Consider the following 26,229-nt stretch of genomic DNA (forward strand, 5'->3'; position numbering starts at 1 on the left):
CAGATAAACCATACGATCTAATATGTATGGACAATTACGTGCCACTTTCCTACGCTAGTGTTAACTAGATCAGGTAATTAGGGTTAAGGCATCGCCTCTCTCAGCATCGTGCACCCCTAGTGGTTAGTCTGTCATTCAATTTTTATTAGTTTACAGCGTCTTTAAGCTGTTTACCTGGTTTGAACGCAGGGTTCTTTGTTGCTGGAATTTCAATTTCTTCACCAGTTTGAGGGTTACGGCCTTTACGAGCAGAACGCTCACGTACTTCAAAGCTACCAAAACCAACAAGTTGTACTTTTCCACCTTCTACTAGAGAAGAAGTAATGCTGTCAAATACAGCGTCTACTGCTTTAGAAGCGTCTTTCTTAGATAGATCCGCTTGTTCGGATACTGCGTTAATTAAATCAGTTTTGTTCATTGAGATAACTCCCTTTCATTCCTTTAAGATAGAAAAGATCATTACATAAAGTAGCGACATAACAATCTTTATTTACGACAAGTATTTAATAACCTGCCATTCAAATTTACTCATGAATCCTTGTTAAGTCAAGAGATATGGGGTAAATAAACGCTCAATAGAGACTTTTTTATCATTTTTAAGCAAAATATACGATATCGTAGAAAACGTGATTGCTATGCGTCCTCTCCTGGTAAACAATCAAAGATTCTGAGTTAAAATTTGCGGACACGGAATGGGCTGACCATAAGGAGAGAAAGAGCAACAATCACATACATAAATACATAATTAGGGATATAATTGACGAATAGAGTTAAAAATGTGAGAATACAACCAGCAGCCGTGATTGGTAATCCAACAAAATATTGATTAGATTCTGTGATATTGAAACGCGCCAGACGCAAAGCACCACACATAATATAAATAATCGCAAAAATAGCTCCAGGCATTCCAAACTCAACTAACGCTGCTTGGTACATAAGCATGGCAGGGGCTACACCAAAGGAAATAATATCACTCAGGGAATCAAGCTGTTTACCAAGCTCAGACGTTGCATTAAATTTGCGTGCCGCCGCTCCGTCTAAACGATCAAAGACAGCTGCAATGGCAATAAGAAGTAATCCAACTCTTAATTGATCATGGAATACATAGATAATAGCTAAAGCTCCAAAGCCTAAATTAATTAGTGTTAAGGCGTTTGCAATTTGGCCTTTAACCTTCTTTAAAGAAGAATCAAGCCTTTGTAATAAGAACACCTTCGTTCACTCTCCTTTTATAATACAGTTAATAAAACAGAACTGCTAAAAACTGTATGAATCTATAATTATATCATGAGAATAAGGCAAGAAACAGAGTAAATAAGAAAATAAGAATGAATGGAGACATGTAATGAAAGGTTTTCGCTGGTTTTTTTGTGCATGTGTGGAGCTTACAAATGGACCTTTTTTGTCCAAACGATTAAAGCAATTTTCCACTTCAAAAGTAAGTAAGCCCTTTATCCCATTATTTATACGGACGTTTAATATAAACAAAGAAGAAATTCATTTACCTATTAATGAGTTTGACAGCTTACATTCGTTTTTCATTCGCGAGCTAAAACAGAATATCAGGTCAATCGACCAAGGTTCTAACAGTATTATCAGTCCAGTTGACGGCGTGTTGGCTGAGCAGGGGAACCTTAATAGAGACGAGACATTCACTGTGAAAGGGCAAACCTATTCTCTTGCAACTATGCTTGGGTCAGAACAAGCAGCCAAAGCATATGAAAATGGTCAATATGCAGTGTTTTATCTAAGCCCTAGTCATTATCACCGGTTTCATGCACCGCTCTCTGGTTCCATTCTGAAGAGGTGGTCATTGGGATCACGCTCGTATCCTGTGAATCAATTAGGGATGACTTACGGAAAAAAGCCCCTTTCTGGTAACTTTCGTGTCATTTCAGAGCTTAAAACAGAGGATGGGCACAAAATGGCTATGGTAAAGGTAGGAGCCATGAACATCAATTCAATTGAATTAACTCATGCCTCAGAGCACGTTGAGAAGGGTGAGGAGGTTGGTTACTTTTCATTTGGGTCCACGGTTGTTTTAATATGGGATCAGCAGATGATACAGTTTACAAAATCACATCTGCCAATTGAAGTGAAAATGGGAGAAAAAGTAGCTAGTCGATAAATGAAAAAAGACGAACATCATTTAGAATGTTCGTCTTTTTTATAGGTTTCTTTAAGGTCATCTCGGCCGTTTTTGTCGCTAAATGGGACACCTACACGATGAGCAGAGCGTGCGATCATTAAGGCGGCCATCGGGGAGGTTATGAAAATAAAGAAAATCGTCAACATAATCTTTCCTACAAATTGCTGCTGTTCCAATAAGAAATACAGGAACGTTGCCAGTAAAAGAGAGGCAGTGCCAAGAGTGGAGCTTTTGCCAGCCGCATGAAGTCTTGAATAGACATCAGGAAGCCGGTTAATTCCAAACGCTGCAAGCAAGCATAAAAGGGCACCTACTAGTAGTATGATGGAGATGATCCATTCAATCGCGTTCAAACAAACCACCTCTTTCTAGAAACTTCGATAAGGCAACAGATCCAACAAAGGCTAAAATTCCAATAACGAGAAGTACTTCTGAGTAAGCAATGGTTTTCTGTTGAATCATCAAAGTACCAATTGTTCCAACTAATATTAGGCCAAACGTGTCCAGAGCAACAATCCGATCAGAAGTTGTCGGTCCAATAATGGCTCTTACAAAGCAAAGGCAAAGAGCTACAGATAAAATGCCTAAAACAATCATTAAAACCGTTGAAAACATTATCTGGTCACCTCCATAATGGCACGTTCAAATGTTTGCTGAATGTCTTTTATAAATTGCTCACGATCTGGAGCATCCAACGCATGTATATAGATGGTTTGACTATCGTCGGAGAAATCCATTGATAATGTTCCAGGTGTCAGTGTAATTAACACAGCTAGAAGTGTAATCTCTCCCTTCGTTTCAAGCTGTGTTGGAACAGCAATAATGCTGGAAGACACGTTTAACTTAGGGGAGAGAACAACTTTTAACACATCAATGTTTGCGACAACTAATTCCTTTAAGAAAAGTAAAAACAGCTTAATGGCAGCCACCACTCTACGCATGTAAAACGTATATCCTAGCAAAGGCCTAGCTAAAAACAAAGCAACAATTCCAATAATATATCCGATGACAAAATCAACAAAGGTGAAACTGTTTTGAAATAACATCCACGCTATTGCTGCGATAAGATTTAATACAATTTGTATAGCCATGGCTCACTCTCCTAAAACAGCATCGATATATGTACTAGGTGTAAGTAACTGATCTGCAACTTGAAGCGAAAACGTAAACATCGGTTCGGCTGCAAACCCTAGTACGATCGTTAATAATACAAGGGGAACAATTGGAAGTAATAAGCTGCCTACCTTAATGTTAGCTTGTACTTCAGAATGTTTTTGTTCGCCCCAGAACACATAGATAAAGATCTTTAACATGGAGAACAAGGTTAACAGTCCAACAATTAAAGCAACTGCCCCAATGATATAGTGGCCACTCGTTAAGCTGTCCAAAATCAGTGGGAATTTACTGAAGAAACCGCTAAGTGGTGGAATACCAGCAAGTGAAATGGCTGAAACAAAAAACATCCATCCAAGCAAAGGGTGTGTACCAAGAAGCCCTCCCATTTTCTTTAAGTCTGTCGTTCCCGTAATTCGTTGAGTGACACCGGCAAAAAGAAAGAGAGCTGCTTTTACGATAATGTGATGGGCGATATAATAAACAGCCCCAGCAATGGCAGTCTTTGTGAATAAGCCTAATCCCATCACCATGTAGCCAACTTGACTAATAATGTGGTAAGAAAGAATACGCTTGAAATCGAATTGTGACACAGCCCCAAGCACTCCGAAAAACATCGTTAATCCTGCCATTATTAAAATCAATGTGTGAGTGAATGCAATATCTTGATTAAAGACAAGTGTAAACATCCGAATGATTGCATAAATGCCAACTTTGGTTAAAAGTGCGCCAAATAAAGCAGCAATAGCTGAAGGTGGGCCGTAGTACGACTTAGGTAACCAGAAGTACAAAGGGAATAAGGCGCCTTTCATTGAGAAAACAATTAACAGAATAATAGCAGACACCTGGAGAGCACCAGATTGTCCAAGTTCAGCATTTCTCACTGCAAGATGAGCCATATTAACCGTTCCGGTAATTCCGTAGATATAAGCCATTGCTACAAGGAATAAAATAGAACCAAATACATTGATGACAACATATTTAAATGATTCACGAAGCTGATACTTTGTTCCACCGAACACAATTAAGATGTAAGAAGCGATGAGCATTACTTCAAAAAAGACAAATAAATTAAACAAGTCTCCAGTTAAAAACGCACCATTCACGCCTGTCATAAGGAAAAGATAGAAAGGATAATAGTAGAATTTCTCTCTTTCTTTTGAAAGGGTGAAAAAACCAAAAAATAAACAAATGGCGCCGATGAGTGATGACAGGATAACCATAAAAGCTGAGAAGAGATCAGCTACGAAGACAATACCAAACGGAGCAGGCCAGTCTCCGAATTCTAATGATACAATTCCATTTTGATAAACAAAGAGTAATAAGTACACAGAAAGAGCTAATAGCGCAAGAACAGTCAGTGAACTTAATACACGTTGTACCCTTGGCTGACGCTGAAAAAGAATCAGTAGGGCTCCCATCGCCATTGGAATTAAAATAGGTAAAATTAATAAATTATTCATCTGCAGAACCTCTTAATTCTTCTAAATCGTCTGTTTTATGAACCTTATACGTACGATACGCAAGTACTAAAAGAAAAGCAGTAATCCCAAAACTGATTACAATCGCCGTTAAAATCATGGCTTGAGGCAACGGATCTGTGAATGTATTCTCACCTAAATTAAGTAGGGGAGCCGCACCTCTCGTTAGCCCAGGCATTGTTAAGAGTAATAAGTGAGATCCATGTGATAAGAGTACAAGGGCCATAACCACACGCAACAGACTTTTAGAGAGTAGAAGGTACGTCCCTGTCATGAAGAGAACACCGGCAATGATAGACATTAAGATTTCCATTATTGATCATCCTCCGCAATCGCTAACGTGATGGTCACAGCTATTCCCACAACAATGAAATAAATTCCGAGGTCAAAAGGAAGGGCTGACGTTAGCTCAGTTTCTCCTAAAAAGGGTAAGTCAAAGTAATCAAAGTAGTGAGTGAGAAACGGATCACCATTAAAGAGCATGCTCCAAGCTCCTGTTCCAAGTGCAAGGAGCAACCCAATCGCAATAAATGAAGTAAAAGCAAAAGGTAACGCCTTTTTAATCTTCTCACGATCAAAGTTTAAAAATAATAGTAGAAACGTACAAGCCGTCATGAGGCCACCAATAAACCCGCCACCAGGCTGGTTGTGACCAGCGAAAAACAAGTAAATAGAGAAGATAAAGACGAAGAATACGGTGATACGCGTCAGGTAATGGAGTAAGATATCATTTGACTTGTTCATACATCTTCGCCTCCTTTAAACCTTAATTTAATCATGGCAATGACACTAAGTGCCGCTATAGCGAGTACCAATCCTTCAAGAATCGTATCGAGTCCACGGAAGTCAACGAGGATTACGTTTACCATGTTGTAACCGCCCCCAAGCTCCTTACTGTTTTCAATGAAATATTCGGAGATGGAAGTTAATCCACTATTTGAGCCCATGATAAATGAGCTAATTCCGATTAATGTAACCATTGCTCCAACACCTGCTGAGATCAAAATATTTCTTACTTTAACAGGTGTTTTTGCTGTTTCTTTTGGAAGCTCAGGTAAATGATAAAAAGCAAGCATGAACAATAACACCGAAACGGTTTCAACTAAAAGCTGAGTTAACGCTAAATCTGGTGCTCTAAAGACAACAAACAGAAGGGCCATTAAGAAACCAACAAAGCCAACAACAATAACAAGTGTCATGCGCTTTTTCACAAAAAGTGTACTAATCGTTGCTAGGATAAATACGATTGTCAACATCCACATGTAAAAAGGAACGGGTGCAGACTCGTTTATTGAAAACAAAAATGCATCTGAACGAAAAGCGGTGTATGCAACAATGCCTACGATAAACACACACATATAAGAGAAATAGTCTCTGAGCAATCCAGTCATTTGAGCTCTTGTAATAACCTGTGATCCTGAAATAAGGCCATCTAAACCACGATCGTACAATGTGTTAAGTGGATCCCGCTCGCGCTTGTACAAAGCAAGCTCTCCCCATTTTTTACTTAATAAAAACAAAGCGATCGCACCAATCGCAACACCGATGGTCATAAACAACTCCAAGTTCCATCCATGAAACATTGACAGCTTCACAGCAAATTCAGAGTTCGTTGCGAGTGTCGGTAATATGGCTGTAACAGCAGGTTGAATAAGTGGTTTTGCTACAAGACCAGGGAACAAGCCAATGATGATAACAAGACTAACTAGAATCAGCGGGCTGATGAGCATCCCGATAGGAGCCTCATGTGCTTTTTGTTCATGTTCATCTGGCTTGTATGTACCAAAGAATGTGCGTACAAACATAATAAGACAGTATAAAAAGGTGAAGATACTGGCAATCCAAGCGAAAATCGGAATAAGCATGCCTAAACTGCCAACCTCAGACAATTCTGTCACTCTTAAAGTACCCGTAAAGAACATTTCTTTTGATATGAAGCCATTAAACGGTGGAAGGCCAGCCATTGCAGCTAAACCAATTAAAGAAATGGTAAAGGTGACAGGCATGATACTCATTAAGCCACCTAGTTTTCTTATATCCCTTGTCCCTGTTTCGTGATCGATAATACCAGCAGCCATGAACAAGCCGCCTTTAAACGTAGCATGGTTTAAAAGGTGGAAGATCCCGGCAACTGTTGCTACTGCGAAGTAAGCCGTAGACTGATCTGAATCATAGAAATAAGAAGCTGAACCTATTCCTAAGAGGGCCATAATCATACCTAGCTGACTAATAGTAGAGAAGGCAAGAATTCCTTTTAGATCCTTTTGTCTTACGGCTGAAATGGAACCCCAGCACAACGTAATGAGTCCCACGATTGTAATAATCCAAAACCATTCCCATGAGCCACCAAATATCGGGGTCATTCTAGCGACAAGGTAGATCCCTGCCTTAACCATTGTTGCTGAGTGAAGATAAGCACTAACGGGTGTTGGAGCTTCCATCGCATCTGGAAGCCAGATATGGAAGGGGAATTGCGCTGATTTAGTAAACGCACCAAGCAAAATTAAGATCATTGCCGGTACAAACATGGTACTAGAAGAAATTAAATCTGCTTGCGCGATTAGCTCACGAATACTAAACGTATCTGCGATTCCATATAATAAACAAAAGCCCGCAAGCATTGAAAATCCACCAAACACTGTAATAAGCATTGATTTTTGAGCACCATAAATGGATTTATCTCGTTTGTACCAGTAGCTAATTAATAATGCAGAAGCTAAGCTTGTTAATTCCCAGAAAATGTACAAAACGATTAAATTATCTGATAAGACAATACCAAACATGGCTCCCATAAACATTAATAAATATACATAAAACTGGTTAAGCTGTTCCTTTGATTTATCGAGATAAAAGATGGAATAAAGAACGACTAAAGCACCGATACCAGAAATAAGTAAAGCAAACAATAAACTAAGTCCGTCAACATAAGCAGTGAATTGAACACCGAGTGAAGGTACCCAATCTACCGTTTTTGTGATGGCATTCCCATCCGATGTATCAGATAAAAACGAGATAAAGTACACAAACAAAGCAATTGGAACCAGTAAGACAAACCAGCCTGTATGAGCTTTTTTAATGTAGCGAAACAAAAACGGGATAAAAATAGCGGCTAAAAAGGGTGTAAGTATAGCCCAGTGTAAAATTGACAAGACGTTACCTCCTCGCTCGAAACATTCAACAAAACGTCTTTTCTCTATAACGACTCTAGCAAAGAATACTTTAAAAGAAAAGGAAGACATAAGGACAGAATGGCCCTTGAAATTAGACTTATAAATATGAAGAAAGGCGTATGAAACAGGATAATTTATTTGTTAAATGTATATTTTTAGTTTAATCAACCCACAATTTAGATAAGACAAACATAGGGTGTATGTGGGATGAAAACTAGAACGAAAGCAATCATTTGTGGGGGCATTTTCTTAACTCTTTTGGTAGCTGGCGGAATATCAGAATCCGTTAATCATGAGAGAAGATTAAATGAAAGAAATGGTCCTGCGATTCAAGGGGTGGATGAGGATTGGAACGAAGAGTTTGCTCCAAGAGAGTACATCAAAATCCGTCCTAAACAAACAAAAGAGGAGCTGCCTGAATAAGGCGCTCCTCTTTTGTTACTGTATATTCTTAAGATGTACGCTTGATCTTTGAATCAAGAGACCGCTTTACAATTTCAAGTTTAATGAGTTCTACAAACTCGTTGCTTAGTTCAAGTTCAATGGCTTTATAATACGTTTCAATGAGAAGATCATCCGATAAATGCTTCATCTTGTCCTGCTGCCTATGCGCTAGCAGGGTCACCTCCCTTTAAAGATGGTTTGTCCAAAATGGGTAAACGTTGAACCTCTCAACGAATCATGTTCTTGTTTTTTTTATCCTACCACGTTCTACAAAGGAGAACAATCGTTCGTTTGTCCACAAACAAGCGTGGATAACCTGTGTTCATAGTGTGTATAAAAGGGAATAGTGCTTATCTAATGAGGTTTTATATCGTGTATAAAGTTATCCACAATAAAATCGATTGACAAATATTGTCGAAAGAATTATTTGAATTCTACCTAGATCAAGTGAAGAAGTAGTGTTTTTAGTGGAAATCATTGATTTAAGGAGTGTTAGAAGGTATAGTTTTACATTGATAGAAAAGTCGATGAGAGCACATTTGAAAATAATGAGGTGTAGGGATGTTCAAAAACCTTTTACCTAATCAGTATGTTCAGAGCATTTATGAAATTAATTTAGATGAACTGCAGAAAAAAGGTATCCGAGCAATTATTACGGATTTAGATAATACATTGGTGGAGTGGGATCGACCAGAGGCTACCCCTGAAGTAAGAGAATGGGTAAAAAGGATAAAAGAACATGATATGGTTGTCACGATTGTATCAAATAATACAGAGAAGCGCGTGAAGGCATTTGCGGACCCTGAAGAAATGGTCTTCATTCATAGTGCCAGAAAACCAATGAGACGTTCTTTTATTCGGGCCTGCAAACAAATGGAGGTTACTCCTCAAGAGACAGTTGTAGTCGGTGATCAGATTTTCACTGATGTACTCGGAGGAAATCGTGCGGGTCTTCAAACCATTTTAGTGGTTCCGGTTGCGAAGTCGGATGGACTCGCTACCTTATTAAATCGACGCGCTGAGCGCTTTGTTTTAAGATGGATGAGAAAGAAAGGGTTGATCCAGTGGGAGAATCAGGATTAAACACAGAGCCGATTTATTGTACAGGCTGTGGAGTAGAAATTCAAACAGAAAAGAAAGGTGAGCTCGGTTATGCTCCACCTTCAGCATTAAAACGCGAGGTCGTTATTTGTCAGAGATGTTATCGTTTAACTCATTATAATGAAGTACAAGATGTTTCACTAACAGATGATGACTTTTATAAAATCTTAAATACAATTTCTGAGAAGAACGCTTTAATCGTAAAGGTTGTTGATGTATTTGACTTTACAGGTAGCTGGCTACCGGGTCTGCATCGATTTGCTGGTGGTAACGATGTTTTCCTTGTAGGGAATAAGGTTGATTTGCTACCAAAACTGATTAATCGTAATAAAGTAATCAATTGGATGAAATACTCTGCGAAGCAACTTGGGTTAACTCCAAAGGCTGTGTCGTTAATGAGTACAAAAACTGGCGAAGGTGTACTTGAAGTTGCAGCTCAAATCGATGAACTCCGCAAAGGAAAAGATGTATATATTGTTGGTTGTACGAATGTAGGGAAATCATCTTTTATTAATCAGTTGATTAAGCAATTTGCGGGTGATACGGACCAATTGATTACAACTTCGCACTTTCCAGGTACAACGCTGGATGTAATCGATATTCCGCTTGATGATGGACAAACAATGTTTGACACGCCAGGTATTATTAATCATCACCAAATGGCTCATTATGTCTCGGAAGCAGGTCTTAAGACGATTACACCTAAAAAAGAGTCTAAGCCAAGAGTGTATCAATTAAACAGTGAACAGACACTGTTCTTTGGTGGATTAGCAAGAATGGATTTTGTAGCAGGTGAACGATCATCATTTGTTTGTTATTTATCAAATGAATTAATGATTCATCGTACAAAGCTCGATAAGGCGGATGAACTATACAAACAGCATACAGGCACTCTCCTTGTGCCACCAGATCAAGAGGAACCTCTGGACTTAGTCAAGCATTCCTTTACGATTACTGATCAGCTAAGTGATATTGTTTTCTCCGGATTAGGTTGGGTTACGGTTAGAGGAGAAAATATAAAAATCGAAGCCTACGCTCCTAAAGGTGTTGGTGTATCCATTCGACCATCTATAACATCAGGCTGAGGAGTGGAATCATGAAAAAAGTATTTGGTCTTCTCGGGTCACCTGTTGGCCATTCAATGTCTCCCGTTATGCATAAGACGGCTTATAAAAGTATGAACCTAGAAGCTACCTATGAAGCGTTTGATGTAGTGCCAGATCAATTAGAGAATGCAGTCAATGGAATTCGAGCGCTCGGGATTAGCGGGTGTAATGTAACAATTCCTCATAAAGTGGAAGTGATGAAATACCTTGATGAAATTGACGAAGAGGCGCAACAAATTGGAGCGGTTAATACAATTGTGAACGTAGACGGATATCTTAAAGGGTTTAATACAGACGGAAGAGGATATATCCAATCTTTGCTTACGGTTGCTCAAAATCTTCTTGACCAATCTATTTTAGTTATTGGTGCCGGTGGAGCAGCCCGGGCAGTTATTGCAGCTTTAGCTGCTCATCAGCCTAGTAAGATTGTGATTGCTAATCGAACGGAAGAAAAGGCACAAACACTAGCTGATATGTTTTCCGATGCCAAAACCTCTGTTCAAGCTTCAACGATATCTAAAGTGGAAGAGCAGCTAGAAGATTTTTCAATTATTATTAACACAACGTCAGTAGGGATGAGTCCACATGTTTCGGATCAACCGATTTCGTTAGAGAATCTTGCGGCGGGGTCTATCGTTAGTGATTTAATCTATAACCCATTAGAGACCGCATTACTAAAAGAAGCCAAGGGAAAAAAAGCCCATACGCTAAACGGGGTAGGAATGTTTGTACAACAAGGTGCCCTATCCATTGAACATTGGACGGGTCATTATCCCGACGTCCTGCCAATGCAAGAAGTTGTGTTAGACCAATTAAATAAAAAGTAAATGATCTTGAAGGAGAAATTTCATGTTAACAGGTAAACAAAAACGATTTTTACGTTCGAAAGCACATCACTTAAACGCCATTTTTCAGGTTGGAAAAGGTGGAACGAATGAAAACATGATTGAGCAAATAAAAGAAGCGCTAGAAGCCCGAGAATTGATTAAGGTGAGCGTCTTACAAAATTGTGAATATGATAAAGATGAAGTGGCTGCAGAAATTACGAAAGGCACAAAAGCACACCTCGTTCAAGTGATTGGAAACACAATTGTCCTTTACAAAGAATCAAAAGAAAATGCTACCTTGGTATTACCAAGATAGCGAAAAGAGTGAATCAAATGTCAGGAAAGAAGATAGGTCTCTTTGGAGGGACCTTTGATCCCCCTCATTTCGGTCATATGCTTATTGCGCAGGAGGCGTTGCATGAATGCAAACTGGACGAGATCTGGTTCATTCCGGTATCGACACCTCCGCATAAGGAAAGAGATGTGACGCCAGGAGATGAGCGATTGGAGATGCTTGTAAGAGCGATAGAGGAAGAGCCGAAGTTCTTTGTCTCTGATGCTGAATTGAAGCGTTCTGGTCGATCCTATACGGTTGATACAGTCAAATACTTTGCCGAAACCTACCCATCTAATGAATTTTACTTTATCATTGGTGGAGATATGATTGAATCGCTTGGCGAGTGGAAGGACATTGAAACCATCCTAAACCTTGTTACGTTTATAGGGGTCGATCGAGGTGGTAAGGCGCATCCTTCTCCACGCTATAAAGATCAAATCCAACATTTAGATTTGATACAGGTCGACTTTTCGTCTACTAAGATAAGGGAAAGAGTCCAAGAGGCAAAACCCATTCGCTATATGGTGCCTGATAAAGTACATTCCTATATTCAAGAGGGAGGACTTTATGGATCAAAAACAAGCGTTAGAACTCGTTAAACCGCATTTAACGGAAAGTCGATATATACACACGATTGGTGTTATGGAGACAGCTGTTGTTCTTGCTCGACGTTTTGGTGCAGATGCTAAAAAAGCAGAAACGGCAGCGATCTTTCATGATTATGCCAAATACCGGGATAAGAAGGAAATGACAACTCTCGTCAAGGAAAAGCTTGAATGCACAGACATTCTTGACTATAGCGAAGAATTGCTTCATGCTCCATGTGGTGCTTATTTTGTAGAACATGAGATAGGGATTACAGATAAGGGGATATTAGAGGCTATTGCATCCCATACAACGGGTCATGCAAACATGAGTCTGCTTGAGAAGGTTATCTTTTTAGCAGATTATATTGAGCCAAATCGTAAGTTTCCTGGAGTTGAAGAAGTAAGGGAGCTTTCAAAAACAAGTCTTGATCTTGCGATACTGCAAATGCTTGAGAACACAATCACATTTTTAGTAAGCAAAAGACAGACACTATATCCATTAACACTTGAAACATATAATGAATTTGTTAGACATATTGAGGGGAGTTTTGATAAGTAGTGAGTAATGATCAATTGCTATCTTTAGCGATAAACACAGTGGATGATAAACGAGCGGAGCAAATTGTTGCAATGGATATGAGAGGGATTTCTCCAATTGCAGATTATGTAGTCGTTTGTCATGGTAATTCCGAAAAACAGGTTCAGGCTATTGCGTTTGAATTAAAAAAAGTAGTGCAAGAAAAAGGCATTGAAATTCAACGATTAGAAGGCTATGATCAGGCGCGTTGGGTGCTACTCGACTTAGGAGACGTAGTGGTTCATGTTTTCCATAAAGAGGATCGTTTGTATTATAACCTCGAGAAACTATGGGGAGATGCGCCAACCATTGAGATTGAGAAGGTACTTGGATAATGGAACTAAAACCAGGTCTAACAGCTACTTTAACGGTCGCCCGTAAAGCTGATTTTGGTTATTTCTTAACGGATGGCGAGACAGATGTCCTGCTTCATAAGCGTGAAGCGGGTGGAGAACATGAGATTGGATCATCTCTTGAGGTGTTCCTCTATCATGATCATCAAAATCGTCTTTCAGCAACGATGGAGAAACCTCTCGTTAAAAATGATGAGTTTGCTTGGCTTGAGTGTATCCAGGTAAAAAAAGGCCATGGTGTCTTTCTTTATAATGGTATTACACGTGATTTGTTTGTTTCGATGGATGAGCTTCCTGAGGATGATGATTATTGGCCAGCTCGTGGAGACAAAATGCCGGTATCCTTGAGCTGGGATAAGAAGGGTCGCTTAATGGGTGTTCTTGTCAGAGGACTCCCTTTAGAGAATGTATCTGTGAAAGCTGATCCGATTGTTCTCAATCAAGATGTCTCAGGTCATGTGTATCATTATGTTGATGAAGGTGCTCTCATTTTCACGGATAAAGGATATTTAGCATTTATGCATGATGATGAAATGACTGGTAAGCTTCGCATTGGAGAACGCGTGCGTGCCCGTGTTGTATATGTTAGAGAAGATGGCCGGATTAACGTAACAATGAAAGCATTAAGAAGTGAACGTCAAAAGGATGACGCTACTACCTTGCTGGATTATCTAAAAGCTCATGATGGCTCTATGCCTTTTGGGGACAAGTCTTCCCCTGAATCGATTCAGGGTGCATTTCAGATGAGTAAGGCTTCATTCAAACGAGCTCTAGGGAAACTGTTGAAAGATGGTCTAATCGAGCAACGCCATGGTTGGACTTATTTAAAGGATCAGTCATGACCTATACTGGCTTTGCCTCTCTTTACGATTATTTGATGGCAGATGCACCATACGCTGGATGGCTTGATTTTGTAAAAGAAAGCGTTCAGGATCAACCTTTACAAGGACTTAAATTCATAGACGTTGGATGTGGCACAGGGGAACTATTACTTTTAATGCTCAAACAAGGAATGAACGGGACGGGATTAGATCTTTCTCCGGAAATGCTAACAATTGCCCGCGCGAAATCGGAAGAAGAGGGATACTCTCCTCTTCTCATTGAAGCGGACATGACAACCTTACCTGAGCTTGATGAGTATGATCTTGTGACAGTTTTTTGCGATTCATTAAACTATTTACGTAGCGCAGAAGACGTTCAATTGGCGTTTGCAGGATTTGTTAAACAGTTGAAAAAGGGCGGTCTCCTTCTATTTGATGTGCATTCAGAGTATAAGGTTAATGAAGAGTTTGTTGGACAAACCTTCGCAGATGCTGATGAGGATGTGTCTTATATCTGGAACTCATTTAGTGGAGAGGAACCTAACAGTGTAGAGCACGAGTTAAGTTTTTTCGCTAAAACCGAATCTGGACTCTACGAGCGAACAGATGAGTTGCATATGCAAAAAACGTTCTCAGTTGATCAGTATTGCACATGGCTTGAACGTGCCGGTTTTAAAGTAGAATCAGTAACTGCTGATTTTACACAGAATGAGCCAAAGAGTACAAGTGAGCGAATTTTTTTTAAAGCGGTCAAATTGTAGCAGGAAGTAACTAACGTATGTTGAATAGTAAAGAGGAAGACTTCTATTTAGAAAGTCTTCCTTTTTTATAAAGTGAATCCTCTATATGGTTCTTTTCAATGTAATATTTACGATGGGTTCGCTGGAACAAATGATCAAACATCAATCCTGTTTCATTTCGCAACACGTCAATTCCTTCTCCAGTAATTCCTCCAGGAACACAAATCCTTTCTTGAAGACTTGTTAAAGTAAAACGCTTCTCCTCAAATAACTTTCCAAGACCAATTAACATGTTTGTAGCAAGTTCTGTTGCTTCACTTTCTGTAATATTCGTTTGTCTGACTGCGGCATCAATGAACCCTTGTGTTAAAAAGCTAAAGAATGCAGGACCACAGCTTGCAATGTCAGAAGAAACACGGGTGATGTCTTCACTAATTTCAAGAGGCTCTGAAATATGGCTAAGTAATTGAGTTAATATGTCTTTGTCGAGTGACGTACATCTGCTCCCAAAGCTTAATAAAGATGGTCCGGACAGTGTCTGGTTAATTAAGCTAGGTATGGCTCTTGCGACTTTAGAAGGGACATTAGCTTCAATGGCTTCCACTGTAATAGGGCTTGTTATGGAGACAAGTAGATGTGAAGGCTTTAAATGATCAGCAATATCCTCAAGTAAGGCAGGGATTTGCGGTGGCTTAACACAAACAAAAATGATTTCAGAACCATCTACAACATCTTTTGAAGAAGAAGCTACTTGTAATTGTGTATATGACTCTTTTAAACGTAACGCCTTTTGCTTACTCCGATTAAAAACGGTTATCTCGCTCTCCTGTAGGGCGTGTGATTCTAAAAATGCGTCGACAAGCATTGTCCCCATACTTCCTGTTCCAATAACTCCTATCTTGGTCATCGTATTCCCCCTTAACAAAAGATCCGTACAATGTCATTAACACAAAATATATGCATTAAAAAATAGAATATGCTGTTAATATAGCGAGAAGGTGAAGTGAATTGCATCCATTCATTAAGACTTACTGGATCCATGTCGTTGCAGGTTTCGCATCAGTGCTAACTCTTACACTTGCTTCAATTTTAGTATTTGTGAGCTTTTCACAACAAGATGATCAGCAGGACTCATTAGAGGAATGGTTAACAGGGGACATTGCGCCTGAGGATCCTGAAGAAGGAGAGGATCTACCTGAATCATCTATTATGGTGGATGTAAAGGGTGCAGTCATACAACCTGGAATCTATGAGCTGGAACCACAAAGCAGGGTGATTGATGCTATTAACGCTGCTGGGGGATTATCGGAGGATGGCGATGCAAATCAATTAAACTTTGCCATGATTCTGCAAGACGAAATGCAAATTTATGCTCCTGCTGAAGGAGAGGAGATGTCCGGGATGCTCTCTCAGAATATAGGGAGCGCTTCAACTCAACAAGATAGTCAATCAGCAGGACCGTTAGTAAATATTAACACGGCCTTGGAAGCTGAGCTTGAAACGTTAAATGGAGTTGGTCCTTCAAAATCAGCCAGTATTATCGCATATCGCGAAGAGAATGGTCCATTTACGACGATAGAAGATTTAATGAATGTAAGTGGAATTGGTGAAAAATCATTTGAAAAGCTTAAAGCAGAAATTACTGTTCAGTAACTAGGTGTTGACGGACTTGTATCACCTTCCTTACACTTATTAAGCAAGAGTTGATGGTTTAAGGAAAAAGGAGAGTCACAAAAATGGAACGTATCTCATGGGATCAATATTTCATGGCGCAAAGTCATTTATTAAGTTTACGTAGTACATGCCCAAGACTGATGGTAGGGGCAACAATTGTTCGTGATAAACGCATCATTGCAGGAGGTTATAACGGGTCTGTAAGCGGTGAGGCACACTGCTTAGATGACGGATGTATGGTTGTTGATAATCACTGCATCAGAACTGTTCACGCTGAAATTAATGCACTTCTTCAATGCTCGAAGTTTGGTGTTCCGACGGAAGGGGCAGAAATATATGTCACTCACTTTCCGTGTGTTCATTGCTCAAAATCCATTATTCAGGCTGGGATTCGCAGGGTTTACTACGCCACCGAATATAAAAATGATCCTTATGCTGAGCAGATCTTTAAGGCAGCAGGGGTTGAATGTATTGCAGTTGAGCTTGATGAAGCGATTATGGATCGCCGCTATCAAGAGAAATTAAACTTAACTGTATCCTTATTAAAAGAACTTGAAAAAGCGGATATTCCAACTGAACTTTTACAGGACTTCCTCTCTAAAAGTCGTGAGATCTATTCTAAAGTGTAATGTAGACAGGAGGGGGAACGGATAAGACTTTTGTTTATTGGGCTGATATCAGCCGTTCTAGGGTTATTAAGTGCTATTCGAGAGTTCGACTTAGCACTTGGTGGATCCATCGCACTTTTGTTTCTATATTGTTTCCTCCAAAAAGGACAAAGAGCGAAGGCATTACTGATTAGTTTGGTCATATTTTCGCTTTTCTTTTTACGGGGGGTGTTTGCTGAAGAAACAAATGTCACACTCTTTAATGAGGGACCGTTCATCACTCATGGAGTCGTTAAAGGAATTCCAAGAGTGAATGGAGATGCAATCTCTTTTCAAGTAAAACTAGAGCAAGGCGAGCGGTTTCAGGTTACGGGAATCCTGGCTCATGAGGATGAACAAAGAGCTTGGAATCAGCTCCGGCCTGGTGACCGTTGCTATTTTAAAGGAGAGCTTGAGATTCCAAACGAGCCTTCAAACTTTTTTGAATTCAATTATAAGAGATATCTCTATCAACAATCGATTCATTGGCTTTACCGAATAAGTCCTTCACAATCTACATGCGAAAGTGAACGTGGAAGCTGGTTAGATCAATTTAATGGCTGGCGGATGGACCGGATCCATTCGATTCAAGATACATATCATGAGAGTACGTCAGGATTGATTGTAGCGCTCACTTACGGGGATCGTTATTTCATTGATCAAGATGTCTTGTCAGCTTATGAAAAGCTTGGAGTCATTCATTTATTGGCTGTTTCTGGAATGCATGTGGGAATGCTTACCGCTTTTTTATTTTATTTATTTATTCGATTGGGCTTAACAAAGGAAAGAGCCATGGAGCTATTAATGATCGGATTGCCTTTTTATGCAATTCTTGCTGGAGCTGCCCCACCAGTAATTAGAGCTTCTTCCATGAGTTTTATTGTGCTTTTATGTTTGCGGTTAAAGAGAAAGGTTCACCCTTTATTTGGTATTGGTTTAGTGAGCTTTGTTTTCCTTATGGTAAATCCATATGCTTTGCTACAACTAGGTTTTCAGTTATCTTTTCTTATTTCCTTCTCTCTTCTAATCTCTGCCCCTACAATCCGTGCGTTGTATCCTTCGTATCTTAAACAAATGATGTCTGTGACGCTTATTGCGCAGCTCATTACACTTCCGCTCATTCTTTATCATTTTTATGAATGGAACGTCATAAGCCTTCCGTTAAATATGATCTATATTCCATTTATCACAATGGTTGCTCTCCCCTCGTCATTTCTAGCAAGTTTGTTTGACTTATTCCTTCCAAGTTTTTTAAATCTCCCGTACTATTTGCTTGAAACGATTGTGCCACCTGTTCATCACACCTTAATGTACATTAATCGCTTCTCACTTGGGTCATACAATCCAGGCAAGCCAAGTGATTGGCAGCTATCTTTAATGTATGTTGTCATTCTGTATGTGCTTTACATATGGGAAATTCAGCGCAAAAAGTGGATGATGCACTCTCTTTTATGGATACTTATTGTTCTGGTGAGTATGAAACTTACGCCATACCTTAAATTAGAGGCAACTGTTACGATGCTTGATGTAGGACAAGGAGATAGTTATGTCATTGAACTGCCACGACGAAAAGGAGTCGTTGTCATTGATACTGGAGGCGTCATCCGTTTTTCAAGTGAACCTTGGCAAAAACGAAAGAATCAGTTTGATACAGGAAAAGATGTTGTTGTTCCATATTTAAAAGCAAAAGGTATTTCTTCTATTGATCAACTGGTGTTAACACATGGAGATCACGATCATATAGGAGGAGCGGAAGGGATGATAAGCGAGATGGCAGTGAAAGAACTTTTATACGGTAGGGGTCCGCTTACGAAAGACGGGGAGAAACAGGTACTTCGTTCATTTGCCGATGAAGGTACAAAGATTTCACTTGTAGAGGCTGGCGATTCGTGGAGCTTTGATGACAATCATTTTGTTGTGCTTTCACCATTGCCCGACGAGAGGGAAGAAGATATTAATGAACGGTCCATTGTGATCGCAGCATCGATTGAAGGGACAAGGTGGTTGTTCACTGGAGATTTAGGAGAAAAAGGTGAGAAACGTCTTATAGAACATTATCCGAACTTACAAGTAGATATATTGAAAGCAGGGCATCATGGAAGTTTAACGTCTTCATCTGAGCAGCTACTCGATCATGTGGAGCCAAAGGTTGCACTCATTTCTGTTGGGCGAAACAATCGTCATGGTCATCCGCATCCTGAGGTTATATCGAGGTTTGAAGCGCGAAGAATGAGAATCTATCGCACGGATTTTGACGGAGCCGTGCAGATTACGTGGAAACTCGGGGATATCCGTGTAGAAACGGTACTGGAATCAGACAAAACAGGACCTTAAAATAAAGTCCTGTTCCCTGTGTTGAACGTATAGGGTCTAGTTTAGAACTGACTAAACACATCAACAAGTGACGCAATAATAAAGAGGGTGGCAAAGAAACCAAAGGATGCGACAAACCCAATACCAGAGTCAATGGCATCATTTCGTTTGCTTTGAACGTCTTCTTCAAACTTATTCATCATAATCCTCCTCTCTTAACACTTTTAAGTATAAGCGAAAGCGCTCTATTTTACTATGCTTGTTTCATCAAATGTCCTTTTCATAACAGGATTGGTTGCGCTGTTAAGAGTTGTCACCTATAAAGACAGAATGCATAGGATATCTTATAAAGAGACCGGTCTTCTACTACGTAAGGAGATAAACCACCCGGGATTTATTTCCTAGCGTTTATTATAAATGGAGGTGCCTATTTGGTTACCTCCTCTTTATCTTTGGTGCGACTTTTAGTACACTACATCTATCTAAGCTTTGGAGGGAACGGGATAGTAGATGGAGTACATAAAGCAATTAAAACACATTCGAAATGGGCAGATTAGCCCTGTTTATTTTATATACGGAACACAGGCTTTTATCATTGAGGAAATGATTCAAGAGATCCTCTCGAATGCGTTAAGTAAAGAAGACCAGGAAATGAACGTGCAACGATTTCGATTAGCAGACACCCCGTTACAATTTATTATAGAAGAGGCGGAGACATTGCCGTTTTTTGCTTCGAAAAAGGTAGTCATCGTATACGATTTCTACTTGGCGACCAGTCAAAAAAATGATTCAGCTATTGAACATCAGGTTGAAACATTAGAGCCTTATTTAAAACAACCTCTTCCAGAGACCATCTTACTTTTTATTGCTCCTTATGAGAAATTAGATGAACGTAAAAAAGTAACAAAGCAACTTAAAGCCAATGCGACGGTTGTTCAAGCGTCTGAGTTATCGGATCATGAAACGGTAAAATGGATTCAGGAGCAAGCAGACGAACTGGGCATTGATGTCCCTGACCCTGTAAAAAGACGACTTATTGATTTAGCAGGAACAAATTTATTGCAGCTTCGTTCCGAACTAGTGAAGTGTCAGCTCTATTCAGGAGTTGGAGGGGAAGTGACGATGGAAGCTGTAGATCAACTAGTGGCTAAAACGCTTGAGCAGTCGATCTTTGATTTAATTGAATGGTCAATGAAGGGTGATATCACAGCGGCAATCGGATTATATAAAGAGATGGTAAGGCGTAAAGAAGAGCCTTTAATGATTCTTGCCATGCTCGTTAGACAGCTTCGAATCTACCTGCATGTGAAAGAGTTAAAGCAGCGATCTTATTCCGAAAAACAAATGGCCGGCATGTTGAAATTACATCCGTACGTGGTTAAATTGGCTGCCAGGATGGTGGCGGGGTTTGAAGAGAAGAAATTAAAGTCGAGTATCATGGCGGCAGCTGATACAGATTACGCGATTAAAACCGGGAAACAGGATAAGGAACTTGCTGTAGAGCTGTTTATTATCAAGCTTGGTTCTCTTTCAACTAAATCATTTGCATAACAAAAAAAACGACTCATACGAGTCGTTTTTTTCTGTCTTACGCTGAAAGTCCGTTAAGCTGTTTAGCTAGACGAGACTTAGTACGTGCAGCGTTGTTTTTATGGATAAGGCCTTTACTTGAAGCTTTATCAATCTTTTTAGTCGCTTCAGCGAAAGCTACTTGAGCTCCTTCTGTTTCTCCAGCTTCAACTTTCTTCTCGAAGTTTTTGATGGCAGTACGTAGAGCTGACTTATATGCAACGTTTTGAGCACGACGCTTGTCATTTGTTTTCACACGTTTGATTGCGGATTTAATATTTGCCATTTGTTTCACCTCCTGAGCAAACAGCCCATTCTCAATTTGTAACTAGTTTGTTCAAAGAAGATTGTCCTTTTACATACCGTTAATAGCAATTGAAATGCTGTTTAGAATCACATGTATAACAACAAGCATTTTATCAAAATCGCTTAGTAAAAGCAATAGCTCGATTTGGAATAGTTGTGCATGAAAAAATAATATGAGAGGAACGATAAGAAAATCAATGGGATCAGGAGGATAACAATGGACAAACATTTGGATATGGAACCATTTGAAATTCGTACAGATTTAGCAATTGAAGCGAATGAATTATATAAGGAAAAACAACAAACATCGAAGTCATCATCTGGTGTAGAGGTTACCTCAAACGATATTGATGGCATCACCGTGACTAGAGTTACAATAGACGCGGAAGCCGCACCGAAGCTAGGGAAGAAGGCTGGTCATTACTTAACCTATGAGTCTCAAGGGATACGCGCAAAGGATACAGATCTTCAAGCTACTTTGGAAAAAGTATTTGCCACCTCGTTTAACGAATTCTTAAAAGAAACGGGAGTGGGAGATACAGATTCTTGTTTGGTGATCGGGCTTGGTAACTGGAATGTGACACCGGATGCACTTGGTCCAATTGCTGTGGAAGAAATTCTTGTCACGCGGCACTTATTTGAACTGGCCCCTGAAGAGGTACAAGATGGGTTTCGTTCAGTGAGTGCATTAACTCCAGGGGTTATGGGGTTAACTGGAATTGAAACAAGTGACATTTTATTTGGCGTGATTGATAAAGTGAAACCGGACTTTTTGATTGTGATTGATGCACTGGCTTCAAGATCAATTGAACGAGTGAATACGACCATTCAAATTACAGATACCGGGATTCATCCAGGAAGTGGTGTGGGGAACAAAAGGAAAGAAATTAGTAAAGACACGCTAGGGATACCAGTCATTGCGATTGGTATTCCAACGGTTGTCGATGCGGTAACGATTACAAGCGATACGATTGATTATGTGCTTAAACACTTTGGACGAGAAATGCGAACGGGCAAAGCACCTTCAAGATCATTAGTACCTGCGGGAATGAGCTTTGGAGAAAAACGAAAGCTGACAGAGGAGGACTTACCGGACGAGAAAAAGAGAGAAACCGTCCTCGGGATTGTCGGCAACCTGCCTGAGCATGAGAAACGCCAACTTATCTCAGAGGTTCTTTCGCCACTTGGTCATAATTTAATGGTGACCCCTAAGGAGATTGATGTCTTTATCGAAGATATGGCTCATGTTTTGGCTGGCGGATTAAATGCAGCACTCCATCATCAAGTAGATCAAGGGAATATCGGTGCGTATACGCGCTAATGGTAAAACTGTTCTTTGTCATCCGACAAGGAGCAGTTTTTTTTGGTCTAGATGCCCTTTTGTTTGAATAGGATGGCTGTAGGATGGTATTGGATGTGGGAGTGATCAAATGAAACGAGCGGGGTATCGAGGCATAACGATTAAAGTCAATCGGACAAGCATCAAGCAACTCATTATTTCGTGTGTACTTGGTGTCATTAGTTTGTTTATCCTAATTAGTCTGTTAACTTCAATTGGACAAGCGCGTGGCGTCACTTCAGATAACATACATGAATGGTCTGTAGGTTTAGTGGGCGAACAGTTATTACAAGTGATGGGGATGGAGAATAGTCACTTTACGGACATGCTGCCTGAAGGTGAGAAGCATATGCAGCTTGCTCCTTTAGCTTTTCATATTATGACCAGTTTAAATCCAGAGGACCCGCGAAGTTATTTAGGGAGAGAACTTCCTGGATTCACATTCTTTGATTCGCAAATTTATATTGCAGGTGAAGGGACGGATTATACAACGTTGTCTCATGAATCAAGTCCACCTATTGATGTACAGCTAGCTGAGCGGGATGCGAAAGAGGAGAGTTTGGAGAAAGTCATCCAGCTTGAGAAAGAAGCAGAGGATGCAAAGCGAAAGCAAGCTGAATCCGAGCAAAACACTGGAGATAAAAATGTTGTTTACTTAATTAACACACATGATACAGAGTCATTTCTTCCGGAATTAACATCGAAAGAGGCATTTAATAAAAAAGTGAATATTACACAAACAAGTGAAAAATTAAAACAGGAGCTTGAGAAACGTGGAATTGGCACGGTGAAGGAAGATCGAAGTGTGCAAGAAAGCCTTCATGAAAAAGGATGGAGCTATAATCGCTCGTATGATGCATCGAGACTTTTCATTGAAGAAGCGGTTAATGGTCCAGAGGACTTTGAATTGTTTTTTGATTTACATCGAGATTCATACGGCAGAGATCGAACAACAGCGACAATTAATGGTGTTGATTATGCAAGAGTATTCTTTGTAGTCGGTGGGAACAACCCAGGTTCAGACGTGAATGCAAAGATGGCTAAGGAGCTTAATGCACTGCTTGAAAAGAAATATCCTGGTTTAACTCGTGGGGTATTAAATAAAGAAGGTGCAAAAACAAATGGTGTGTTTAATCAGGATTTATCGCCTCAGATGATGTTAGTTGAGGTGGGAGGAGTCGAAAATACACTCGAGGAAACGTACCGTTCCGCTGAAGCGCTAGCAGATGTCATATCTGAATACTATTGGAATCAACAAGAGGAGGAGTAGCCATGATTCGAAGACTGTTTATTTATGGAGGAATTATTGGGATTGCCTTGTTACTTGGTGCGATGGGAGGCATCCAATATCTAAATGAACAGCTTGGACTTTCTTCTCCAACGCCTCTTGAGGTACAAGAAGTGAAGGAAGGGAAAACAAAGCCAGTAGAAAAACCAGTAGCTTCTGTTGATCTAGTGCACAAAGCAGAAGCGAAAAACACTGAGGCTCCCCAAAATTTCTTCTCGGAATCAGCCATGGCTGGTGCGAATAGTATCGAGAACTTAACGAGAAAAGGATTATCGAGTTTAGTAGGGGCAATTGAAGGATTAAATGGTCGGTCACATGAAAGTGAGCCTGAGTGACAAACCGTCCGGTGAAAAACATTTTAGACTCTGTATTGAACGTCTACCTACAGCTTGCTATAATAGAGGATAGTGTATTTGTACGTAAGCTGTAGGAGTGATTGTAGAATGAATAATGAAGAACGTATTGAAAGGCGAGATCGGATTCGTAACTTCTCGATTATCGCCCATATTGACCATGGAAAGTCTACGCTTGCCGACCGGATTCTTGAATTGACTGGAGCGCTAACACATCGTGAAATGAAGGAACAAACGCTTGATGCGATGGACTTAGAGCGTGAGCGAGGTATTACCATCAAGCTGAATGCGGTTCAATTAACATATAAAGCGAAGGATGGCGTAGAGTACATTTTTCACTTAATTGATACACCGGGACACGTCGACTTTACATACGAAGTTTCTCGTAGTCTTGCTGCCTGTGAGGGTGCTCTCTTAATTGTAGATGCTGCGCAAGGGATTGAAGCACAAACGCTTGCCAATGTGTATCTTGCCCTTGATAACGACCTTGAGATCCTGCCCGTTATTAATAAGATCGATTTACCGAGTGCGGAGCCAGACCGTGTGAAGCAGGAAGTTGAAGACGTGATTGGCCTTGATACGTCTGAGGCTGTCCATGCATCTGCGAAAAATGGAATAGGAATTGAGGAAATACTTGAGCAGGTTGTTGAAAAAGTGCCAGCGCCTACTGGAGATCCAAGTGCTCCATTTAAAGCATTAATCTTTGATTCCTTGTATGATGCGTACCGTGGAGTGATTGCTTACATTCGTGTGGTTGAAGGAACAATCAAACCAGGTGACCGGATTCGTATGATGGCAACTGGGAAAGAGTTCGAAGTAAGTGAAATCGGTGTATTCACTCCTAAAGCAACTAAAAAGGATGAATTAACGGTTGGTGATGTAGGATTCCTTACAGCCGCCATAAAAAATGTAGGGGATACACGAGTAGGGGATACCATTACAAGTGCTGACAACCCGACAGATGAACCACTTCCAGGATATCGTCGAATGAATCCAATGGTATACTGCGGATTGTATCCGGTTGATACGGGGGAATATAATGATTTACGTGAAGCGTTAGAGCGTCTTGAGTTAAATGATGCCTCGCTTCAATATGAGCCGGAGACTTCTCAAGCATTAGGATTTGGATTCCGTTGTGGATTCCTAGGTCTATTGCACATGGAGATCATTCAAGAGCGTATTGAACGTGAATTTGGGATTACTCTTATTACGACAGCTCCAAGTGTTATCTATACGGTTTCACTGACAAATGGTGATTCTGTACGAATTGATAACCCTTCAAACATGCCAGATGCTCAAAAAATTGAGCAAGTAGAAGAGCCATATGTACGTGCAAGTGTGATGGTTCCAAATGATTACGTAGGATCGGTAATGGAGCTTTGCCAAAAGAAACGTGGTATTTTCATTGATATGCAATATTTAGATGCAAACCGCGTTCAAATTGTGTACGAGATTCCATTGTCTGAAATTGTGTATGATTTCTTTGATCAATTAAAATCAAACACGAAGGGCTATGCGTCATTTGATTACGAGCTAATTGGATACAAAGCTTCAAAGCTTGTAAAAATGGATATTCTTCTTAACGGAGAAACAGTTGATGCATTATCGATTATTGTACACCGTGATTCTGCTTATGAGCGCGGGAAGATTATTGTTGAGAAGCTGAAGGAACTAATTCCGAGGCAGCAATTTGAAGTCCCTATCCAAGCAAGTATCGGTCAAAAAATTATTGCACGCTCAACGATCAAAGCAATGCGTAAAAACGTACTTGCAAAATGTTATGGTGGAGATATTTCACGTAAACGTAAGCTACTAGAGAAACAAAAAGAAGGTAAGAAACGAATGAAGTCTGTCGGTAACGTCGAGGTGCCTCAAGAGGCATTTATGGCTGTACTGCGGATGGATGAATAAATGAGTAGAGGCTGGCTTTTGCC

Annotated in this window: 32 protein-coding genes and 1 riboswitch; of the genes, 19 read left to right on the forward strand and 13 right to left on the reverse strand. The window is 40.0% G+C overall.

Translation table 11 applies throughout. The annotated features are described in order from the left end of the window. Positions 1–29: 29 nt before the first annotated feature. A riboswitch (TPP riboswitch) is annotated at positions 30–128 on the reverse strand. 17 nt (positions 129–145) lie between these two features. Both NSQ54_07285 and pssA read right to left on the reverse strand, forming a co-directional pair. Then, complete coding sequence (locus tag NSQ54_07285) at positions 146–418, reverse strand: HU family DNA-binding protein (GenBank protein WYP27883.1); 273 nt, start codon at positions 416–418, stop codon at positions 146–148. Between the two features lie 254 nt (positions 419–672). Next, entirely contained in the window at positions 673–1,212 is a 540-nt protein-coding gene (gene pssA, locus NSQ54_07290; protein ID WYP27884.1) for a CDP-diacylglycerol--serine O-phosphatidyltransferase, read from the reverse strand. Between the two features lie 133 nt (positions 1,213–1,345). On the opposite strand from pssA, the gene NSQ54_07295 reads away from it, so the two are divergent. Next, positions 1,346–2,128, forward strand: coding sequence for a phosphatidylserine decarboxylase (locus NSQ54_07295; protein WYP27885.1), 783 nt, complete (start codon positions 1,346–1,348; stop codon positions 2,126–2,128). 17 nt (positions 2,129–2,145) lie between these two features. On the opposite strand, the gene mnhG is transcribed toward NSQ54_07295, so the two are convergent. From mnhG to NSQ54_07330, 7 genes are read right to left on the reverse strand one after another with little or no spacing between them, the layout of a single operon-like run. Further along, entirely contained in the window at positions 2,146–2,502 is a 357-nt protein-coding gene (gene mnhG / locus NSQ54_07300) for a monovalent cation/H(+) antiporter subunit G (GenBank protein WYP27886.1), read from the reverse strand. After that, positions 2,489–2,764 carry a Na(+)/H(+) antiporter subunit F1 gene (locus NSQ54_07305; protein WYP27887.1) on the reverse strand — a complete coding sequence of 92 codons (276 nt, stop codon included), beginning with the start codon at positions 2,762–2,764 and terminating at the stop codon, positions 2,489–2,491. Before NSQ54_07305 ends, mnhG begins: the two co-directional genes overlap by 14 nt. Then, complete coding sequence (locus NSQ54_07310; GenBank protein WYP27888.1) at positions 2,764–3,240, reverse strand: Na+/H+ antiporter subunit E; 477 nt, start codon at positions 3,238–3,240, stop codon at positions 2,764–2,766. Before NSQ54_07310 ends, NSQ54_07305 begins: the two co-directional genes overlap by 1 nt. A 3-nt stretch (positions 3,241–3,243) precedes the next feature. Then, positions 3,244–4,725, reverse strand: coding sequence for a Na+/H+ antiporter subunit D (locus tag NSQ54_07315; protein ID WYP27889.1), 1,482 nt, complete (start codon positions 4,723–4,725; stop codon positions 3,244–3,246). Then, on the reverse strand, positions 4,718–5,056 hold the full coding sequence (locus NSQ54_07320; GenBank protein ID WYP27890.1) for a Na(+)/H(+) antiporter subunit C: 339 nt from the start codon (positions 5,054–5,056) through the stop codon (positions 4,718–4,720). Before NSQ54_07320 ends, NSQ54_07315 begins: the two co-directional genes overlap by 8 nt. Then, positions 5,056–5,487 (reverse strand): Na(+)/H(+) antiporter subunit B, encoded by a 432-nt coding sequence (locus NSQ54_07325; GenBank protein WYP27891.1) that lies wholly within the window; start codon positions 5,485–5,487, stop codon positions 5,056–5,058. The genes NSQ54_07320 and NSQ54_07325 overlap by 1 nt, the downstream gene beginning before the upstream one ends. Beyond that, on the reverse strand, positions 5,484–7,892 hold the full coding sequence (locus tag NSQ54_07330) for a Na+/H+ antiporter subunit A (protein WYP27892.1): 2,409 nt from the start codon (positions 7,890–7,892) through the stop codon (positions 5,484–5,486). The genes NSQ54_07325 and NSQ54_07330 overlap by 4 nt, the downstream gene beginning before the upstream one ends. 228 nt (positions 7,893–8,120) lie before the next feature. Here NSQ54_07330 and NSQ54_07335 point away from each other — a divergent pair, with 228 nt between their 5' ends. Further along, positions 8,121–8,336, forward strand: a complete 216-nt coding sequence (locus NSQ54_07335; GenBank protein WYP27893.1) for a hypothetical protein — start codon at positions 8,121–8,123, stop codon at positions 8,334–8,336. A 28-nt stretch (positions 8,337–8,364) separates the two neighbouring features. Here the strand turns inward: NSQ54_07335 and NSQ54_07340 are convergent, their stop codons facing one another. Continuing rightward, positions 8,365–8,505, reverse strand: a complete 141-nt coding sequence (locus NSQ54_07340; protein WYP27894.1) for a sporulation histidine kinase inhibitor Sda — start codon at positions 8,503–8,505, stop codon at positions 8,365–8,367. 413 nt (positions 8,506–8,918) lie between these two features. Here NSQ54_07340 and NSQ54_07345 point away from each other — a divergent pair, with 413 nt between their 5' ends. The 9 genes from NSQ54_07345 to NSQ54_07385 are packed head-to-tail and all read left to right on the forward strand — an operon-like array spanning position 8,919 to position 14,827. After that, complete coding sequence (locus NSQ54_07345) at positions 8,919–9,440, forward strand: YqeG family HAD IIIA-type phosphatase (GenBank protein WYP27895.1); 522 nt, start codon at positions 8,919–8,921, stop codon at positions 9,438–9,440. Next, positions 9,422–10,543: a ribosome biogenesis GTPase YqeH gene (gene yqeH / locus NSQ54_07350; protein WYP27896.1), complete on the forward strand. Its 1,122-nt coding sequence runs from the start codon at positions 9,422–9,424 to the stop codon at positions 10,541–10,543. Before NSQ54_07345 ends, yqeH begins: the two co-directional genes overlap by 19 nt. 11 nt (positions 10,544–10,554) lie before the next feature. Continuing rightward, on the forward strand, positions 10,555–11,391 hold the full coding sequence (aroE, locus tag NSQ54_07355; GenBank protein ID WYP27897.1) for a shikimate dehydrogenase: 837 nt from the start codon (positions 10,555–10,557) through the stop codon (positions 11,389–11,391). Positions 11,392–11,413: 22 nt separating this feature from the next. Then, entirely contained in the window at positions 11,414–11,707 is a 294-nt protein-coding gene (gene yhbY, locus NSQ54_07360; protein WYP27898.1) for a ribosome assembly RNA-binding protein YhbY, read from the forward strand. Between the two features lie 17 nt (positions 11,708–11,724). Further along, positions 11,725–12,327, forward strand: a complete 603-nt coding sequence (gene nadD / locus NSQ54_07365; GenBank protein WYP27899.1) for a nicotinate-nucleotide adenylyltransferase — start codon at positions 11,725–11,727, stop codon at positions 12,325–12,327. Beyond that, entirely contained in the window at positions 12,296–12,874 is a 579-nt protein-coding gene (gene yqeK, locus NSQ54_07370) for a bis(5'-nucleosyl)-tetraphosphatase (symmetrical) YqeK (protein ID WYP27900.1), read from the forward strand. The genes nadD and yqeK overlap by 32 nt, the downstream gene beginning before the upstream one ends. Then, positions 12,874–13,227, forward strand: a complete 354-nt coding sequence (gene rsfS, locus NSQ54_07375; GenBank protein WYP27901.1) for a ribosome silencing factor — start codon at positions 12,874–12,876, stop codon at positions 13,225–13,227. Before yqeK ends, rsfS begins: the two co-directional genes overlap by 1 nt. Further along, positions 13,227–14,087, forward strand: coding sequence for a S1-like domain-containing RNA-binding protein (locus tag NSQ54_07380; protein WYP27902.1), 861 nt, complete (start codon positions 13,227–13,229; stop codon positions 14,085–14,087). Before rsfS ends, NSQ54_07380 begins: the two co-directional genes overlap by 1 nt. Beyond that, complete coding sequence (locus NSQ54_07385; GenBank protein WYP27903.1) at positions 14,060–14,827, forward strand: methyltransferase domain-containing protein; 768 nt, start codon at positions 14,060–14,062, stop codon at positions 14,825–14,827. Before NSQ54_07380 ends, NSQ54_07385 begins: the two co-directional genes overlap by 28 nt. 43 nt (positions 14,828–14,870) lie before the next feature. Here NSQ54_07385 and comER read toward each other — a convergent pair whose 3' ends face one another. After that, positions 14,871–15,713, reverse strand: a complete 843-nt coding sequence (gene comER, locus NSQ54_07390; protein ID WYP27904.1) for a late competence protein ComER — start codon at positions 15,711–15,713, stop codon at positions 14,871–14,873. A gap of 101 nt (positions 15,714–15,814) precedes the next feature. Here comER and NSQ54_07395 point away from each other — a divergent pair, with 101 nt between their 5' ends. The 3 genes from NSQ54_07395 to NSQ54_07405 all read left to right on the forward strand — a co-directional run bounded on the left by NSQ54_07395 (position 15,815) and on the right by NSQ54_07405 (position 19,461). Further along, positions 15,815–16,459, forward strand: coding sequence for a helix-hairpin-helix domain-containing protein (locus NSQ54_07395; GenBank protein WYP27905.1), 645 nt, complete (start codon positions 15,815–15,817; stop codon positions 16,457–16,459). Between the two features lie 83 nt (positions 16,460–16,542). Further along, complete coding sequence (locus NSQ54_07400; GenBank protein ID WYP27906.1) at positions 16,543–17,109, forward strand: ComE operon protein 2; 567 nt, start codon at positions 16,543–16,545, stop codon at positions 17,107–17,109. 30 nt (positions 17,110–17,139) lie between these two features. After that, positions 17,140–19,461 (forward strand): DNA internalization-related competence protein ComEC/Rec2, encoded by a 2,322-nt coding sequence (locus NSQ54_07405; GenBank protein WYP27907.1) that lies wholly within the window; start codon positions 17,140–17,142, stop codon positions 19,459–19,461. Between the two features lie 41 nt (positions 19,462–19,502). On the opposite strand, the gene NSQ54_07410 is transcribed toward NSQ54_07405, so the two are convergent. Beyond that, positions 19,503–19,640: a YqzM family protein gene (locus tag NSQ54_07410; protein WYP27908.1), complete on the reverse strand. Its 138-nt coding sequence runs from the start codon at positions 19,638–19,640 to the stop codon at positions 19,503–19,505. Between the two features lie 310 nt (positions 19,641–19,950). Here NSQ54_07410 and holA point away from each other — a divergent pair, with 310 nt between their 5' ends. After that, complete coding sequence (gene holA, locus NSQ54_07415; GenBank protein WYP27909.1) at positions 19,951–20,991, forward strand: DNA polymerase III subunit delta; 1,041 nt, start codon at positions 19,951–19,953, stop codon at positions 20,989–20,991. 37 nt (positions 20,992–21,028) lie between these two features. Here the strand turns inward: holA and rpsT are convergent, their stop codons facing one another. Then, a complete protein-coding gene (rpsT, locus tag NSQ54_07420) occupies positions 21,029–21,295 on the reverse strand; it encodes a 30S ribosomal protein S20 (GenBank protein WYP27910.1) in 267 nt (88 codons plus the stop codon). Positions 21,296–21,532: 237 nt separating this feature from the next. On the opposite strand from rpsT, the gene gpr reads away from it, so the two are divergent. The 4 genes from gpr (at position 21,533) to lepA (ending at position 26,206) form a co-directional block, all read left to right on the forward strand. Beyond that, positions 21,533–22,636, forward strand: a complete 1,104-nt coding sequence (gene gpr, locus NSQ54_07425) for a GPR endopeptidase (protein WYP27911.1) — start codon at positions 21,533–21,535, stop codon at positions 22,634–22,636. A 109-nt stretch (positions 22,637–22,745) separates the two neighbouring features. Continuing rightward, positions 22,746–23,924 carry a stage II sporulation protein P gene (locus NSQ54_07430; protein WYP27912.1) on the forward strand — a complete coding sequence of 393 codons (1,179 nt, stop codon included), beginning with the start codon at positions 22,746–22,748 and terminating at the stop codon, positions 23,922–23,924. A gap of 2 nt (positions 23,925–23,926) precedes the next feature. Then, positions 23,927–24,277, forward strand: coding sequence for a hypothetical protein (locus NSQ54_07435; GenBank protein WYP27913.1), 351 nt, complete (start codon positions 23,927–23,929; stop codon positions 24,275–24,277). A gap of 108 nt (positions 24,278–24,385) precedes the next feature. Next, positions 24,386–26,206, forward strand: coding sequence for a translation elongation factor 4 (lepA, locus tag NSQ54_07440; protein ID WYP27914.1), 1,821 nt, complete (start codon positions 24,386–24,388; stop codon positions 26,204–26,206). The last annotated feature ends 23 nt before the right edge of the window (positions 26,207–26,229 follow it).

Source organism: Alkalihalobacillus sp. FSL W8-0930, from assembly GCA_037965595.1.
GTDB lineage: Bacteria > Bacillota > Bacilli > Bacillales > Bacillaceae_D > Alkalicoccobacillus.

What these genes read in the sequence shown, in the direction of transcription:
- lepA (WYP27914.1), top strand. Translation starts at nt 24,386, where the DNA reads ATGAATAATGAAGAACGTATTGAAAGGCGAGATCGGATTCGTAACTTC.
- NSQ54_07400 (WYP27906.1), top strand. Translation starts at nt 16,543, where the DNA reads ATGGAACGTATCTCATGGGATCAATATTTCATGGCGCAAAGTCATTTA.
- NSQ54_07410 (WYP27908.1), bottom strand. Translation starts at nt 19,640, where the DNA reads ATGAATAAGTTTGAAGAAGACGTTCAAAGCAAACGAAATGATGCCATT.
- NSQ54_07315 (WYP27889.1), bottom strand. Translation starts at nt 4,725, where the DNA reads ATGAATAATTTATTAATTTTACCTATTTTAATTCCAATGGCGATGGGA.
- NSQ54_07430 (WYP27912.1), top strand. Translation starts at nt 22,746, where the DNA reads ATGAAACGAGCGGGGTATCGAGGCATAACGATTAAAGTCAATCGGACA.
- NSQ54_07380 (WYP27902.1), top strand. Translation starts at nt 13,227, where the DNA reads ATGGAACTAAAACCAGGTCTAACAGCTACTTTAACGGTCGCCCGTAAA.
- NSQ54_07305 (WYP27887.1), bottom strand. Translation starts at nt 2,764, where the DNA reads ATGTTTTCAACGGTTTTAATGATTGTTTTAGGCATTTTATCTGTAGCT.
- NSQ54_07285 (WYP27883.1), bottom strand. Translation starts at nt 418, where the DNA reads ATGAACAAAACTGATTTAATTAACGCAGTATCCGAACAAGCGGATCTA.
- NSQ54_07310 (WYP27888.1), bottom strand. Translation starts at nt 3,240, where the DNA reads ATGGCTATACAAATTGTATTAAATCTTATCGCAGCAATAGCGTGGATG.
- NSQ54_07325 (WYP27891.1), bottom strand. Translation starts at nt 5,487, where the DNA reads ATGAACAAGTCAAATGATATCTTACTCCATTACCTGACGCGTATCACC.
- NSQ54_07435 (WYP27913.1), top strand. Translation starts at nt 23,927, where the DNA reads ATGATTCGAAGACTGTTTATTTATGGAGGAATTATTGGGATTGCCTTG.
- NSQ54_07340 (WYP27894.1), bottom strand. Translation starts at nt 8,505, where the DNA reads ATGAAGCATTTATCGGATGATCTTCTCATTGAAACGTATTATAAAGCC.
- gpr (WYP27911.1), top strand. Translation starts at nt 21,533, where the DNA reads ATGGACAAACATTTGGATATGGAACCATTTGAAATTCGTACAGATTTA.
- aroE (WYP27897.1), top strand. Translation starts at nt 10,555, where the DNA reads ATGAAAAAAGTATTTGGTCTTCTCGGGTCACCTGTTGGCCATTCAATG.
- comER (WYP27904.1), bottom strand. Translation starts at nt 15,713, where the DNA reads ATGACCAAGATAGGAGTTATTGGAACAGGAAGTATGGGGACAATGCTT.
- yqeK (WYP27900.1), top strand. Translation starts at nt 12,296, where the DNA reads ATGGATCAAAAACAAGCGTTAGAACTCGTTAAACCGCATTTAACGGAA.
- NSQ54_07335 (WYP27893.1), top strand. Translation starts at nt 8,121, where the DNA reads ATGAAAACTAGAACGAAAGCAATCATTTGTGGGGGCATTTTCTTAACT.
- NSQ54_07345 (WYP27895.1), top strand. Translation starts at nt 8,919, where the DNA reads ATGTTCAAAAACCTTTTACCTAATCAGTATGTTCAGAGCATTTATGAA.
- NSQ54_07320 (WYP27890.1), bottom strand. Translation starts at nt 5,056, where the DNA reads ATGGAAATCTTAATGTCTATCATTGCCGGTGTTCTCTTCATGACAGGG.
- NSQ54_07295 (WYP27885.1), top strand. Translation starts at nt 1,346, where the DNA reads ATGAAAGGTTTTCGCTGGTTTTTTTGTGCATGTGTGGAGCTTACAAAT.
- holA (WYP27909.1), top strand. Translation starts at nt 19,951, where the DNA reads ATGGAGTACATAAAGCAATTAAAACACATTCGAAATGGGCAGATTAGC.
- yhbY (WYP27898.1), top strand. Translation starts at nt 11,414, where the DNA reads ATGTTAACAGGTAAACAAAAACGATTTTTACGTTCGAAAGCACATCAC.
- nadD (WYP27899.1), top strand. Translation starts at nt 11,725, where the DNA reads ATGTCAGGAAAGAAGATAGGTCTCTTTGGAGGGACCTTTGATCCCCCT.
- rpsT (WYP27910.1), bottom strand. Translation starts at nt 21,295, where the DNA reads ATGGCAAATATTAAATCCGCAATCAAACGTGTGAAAACAAATGACAAG.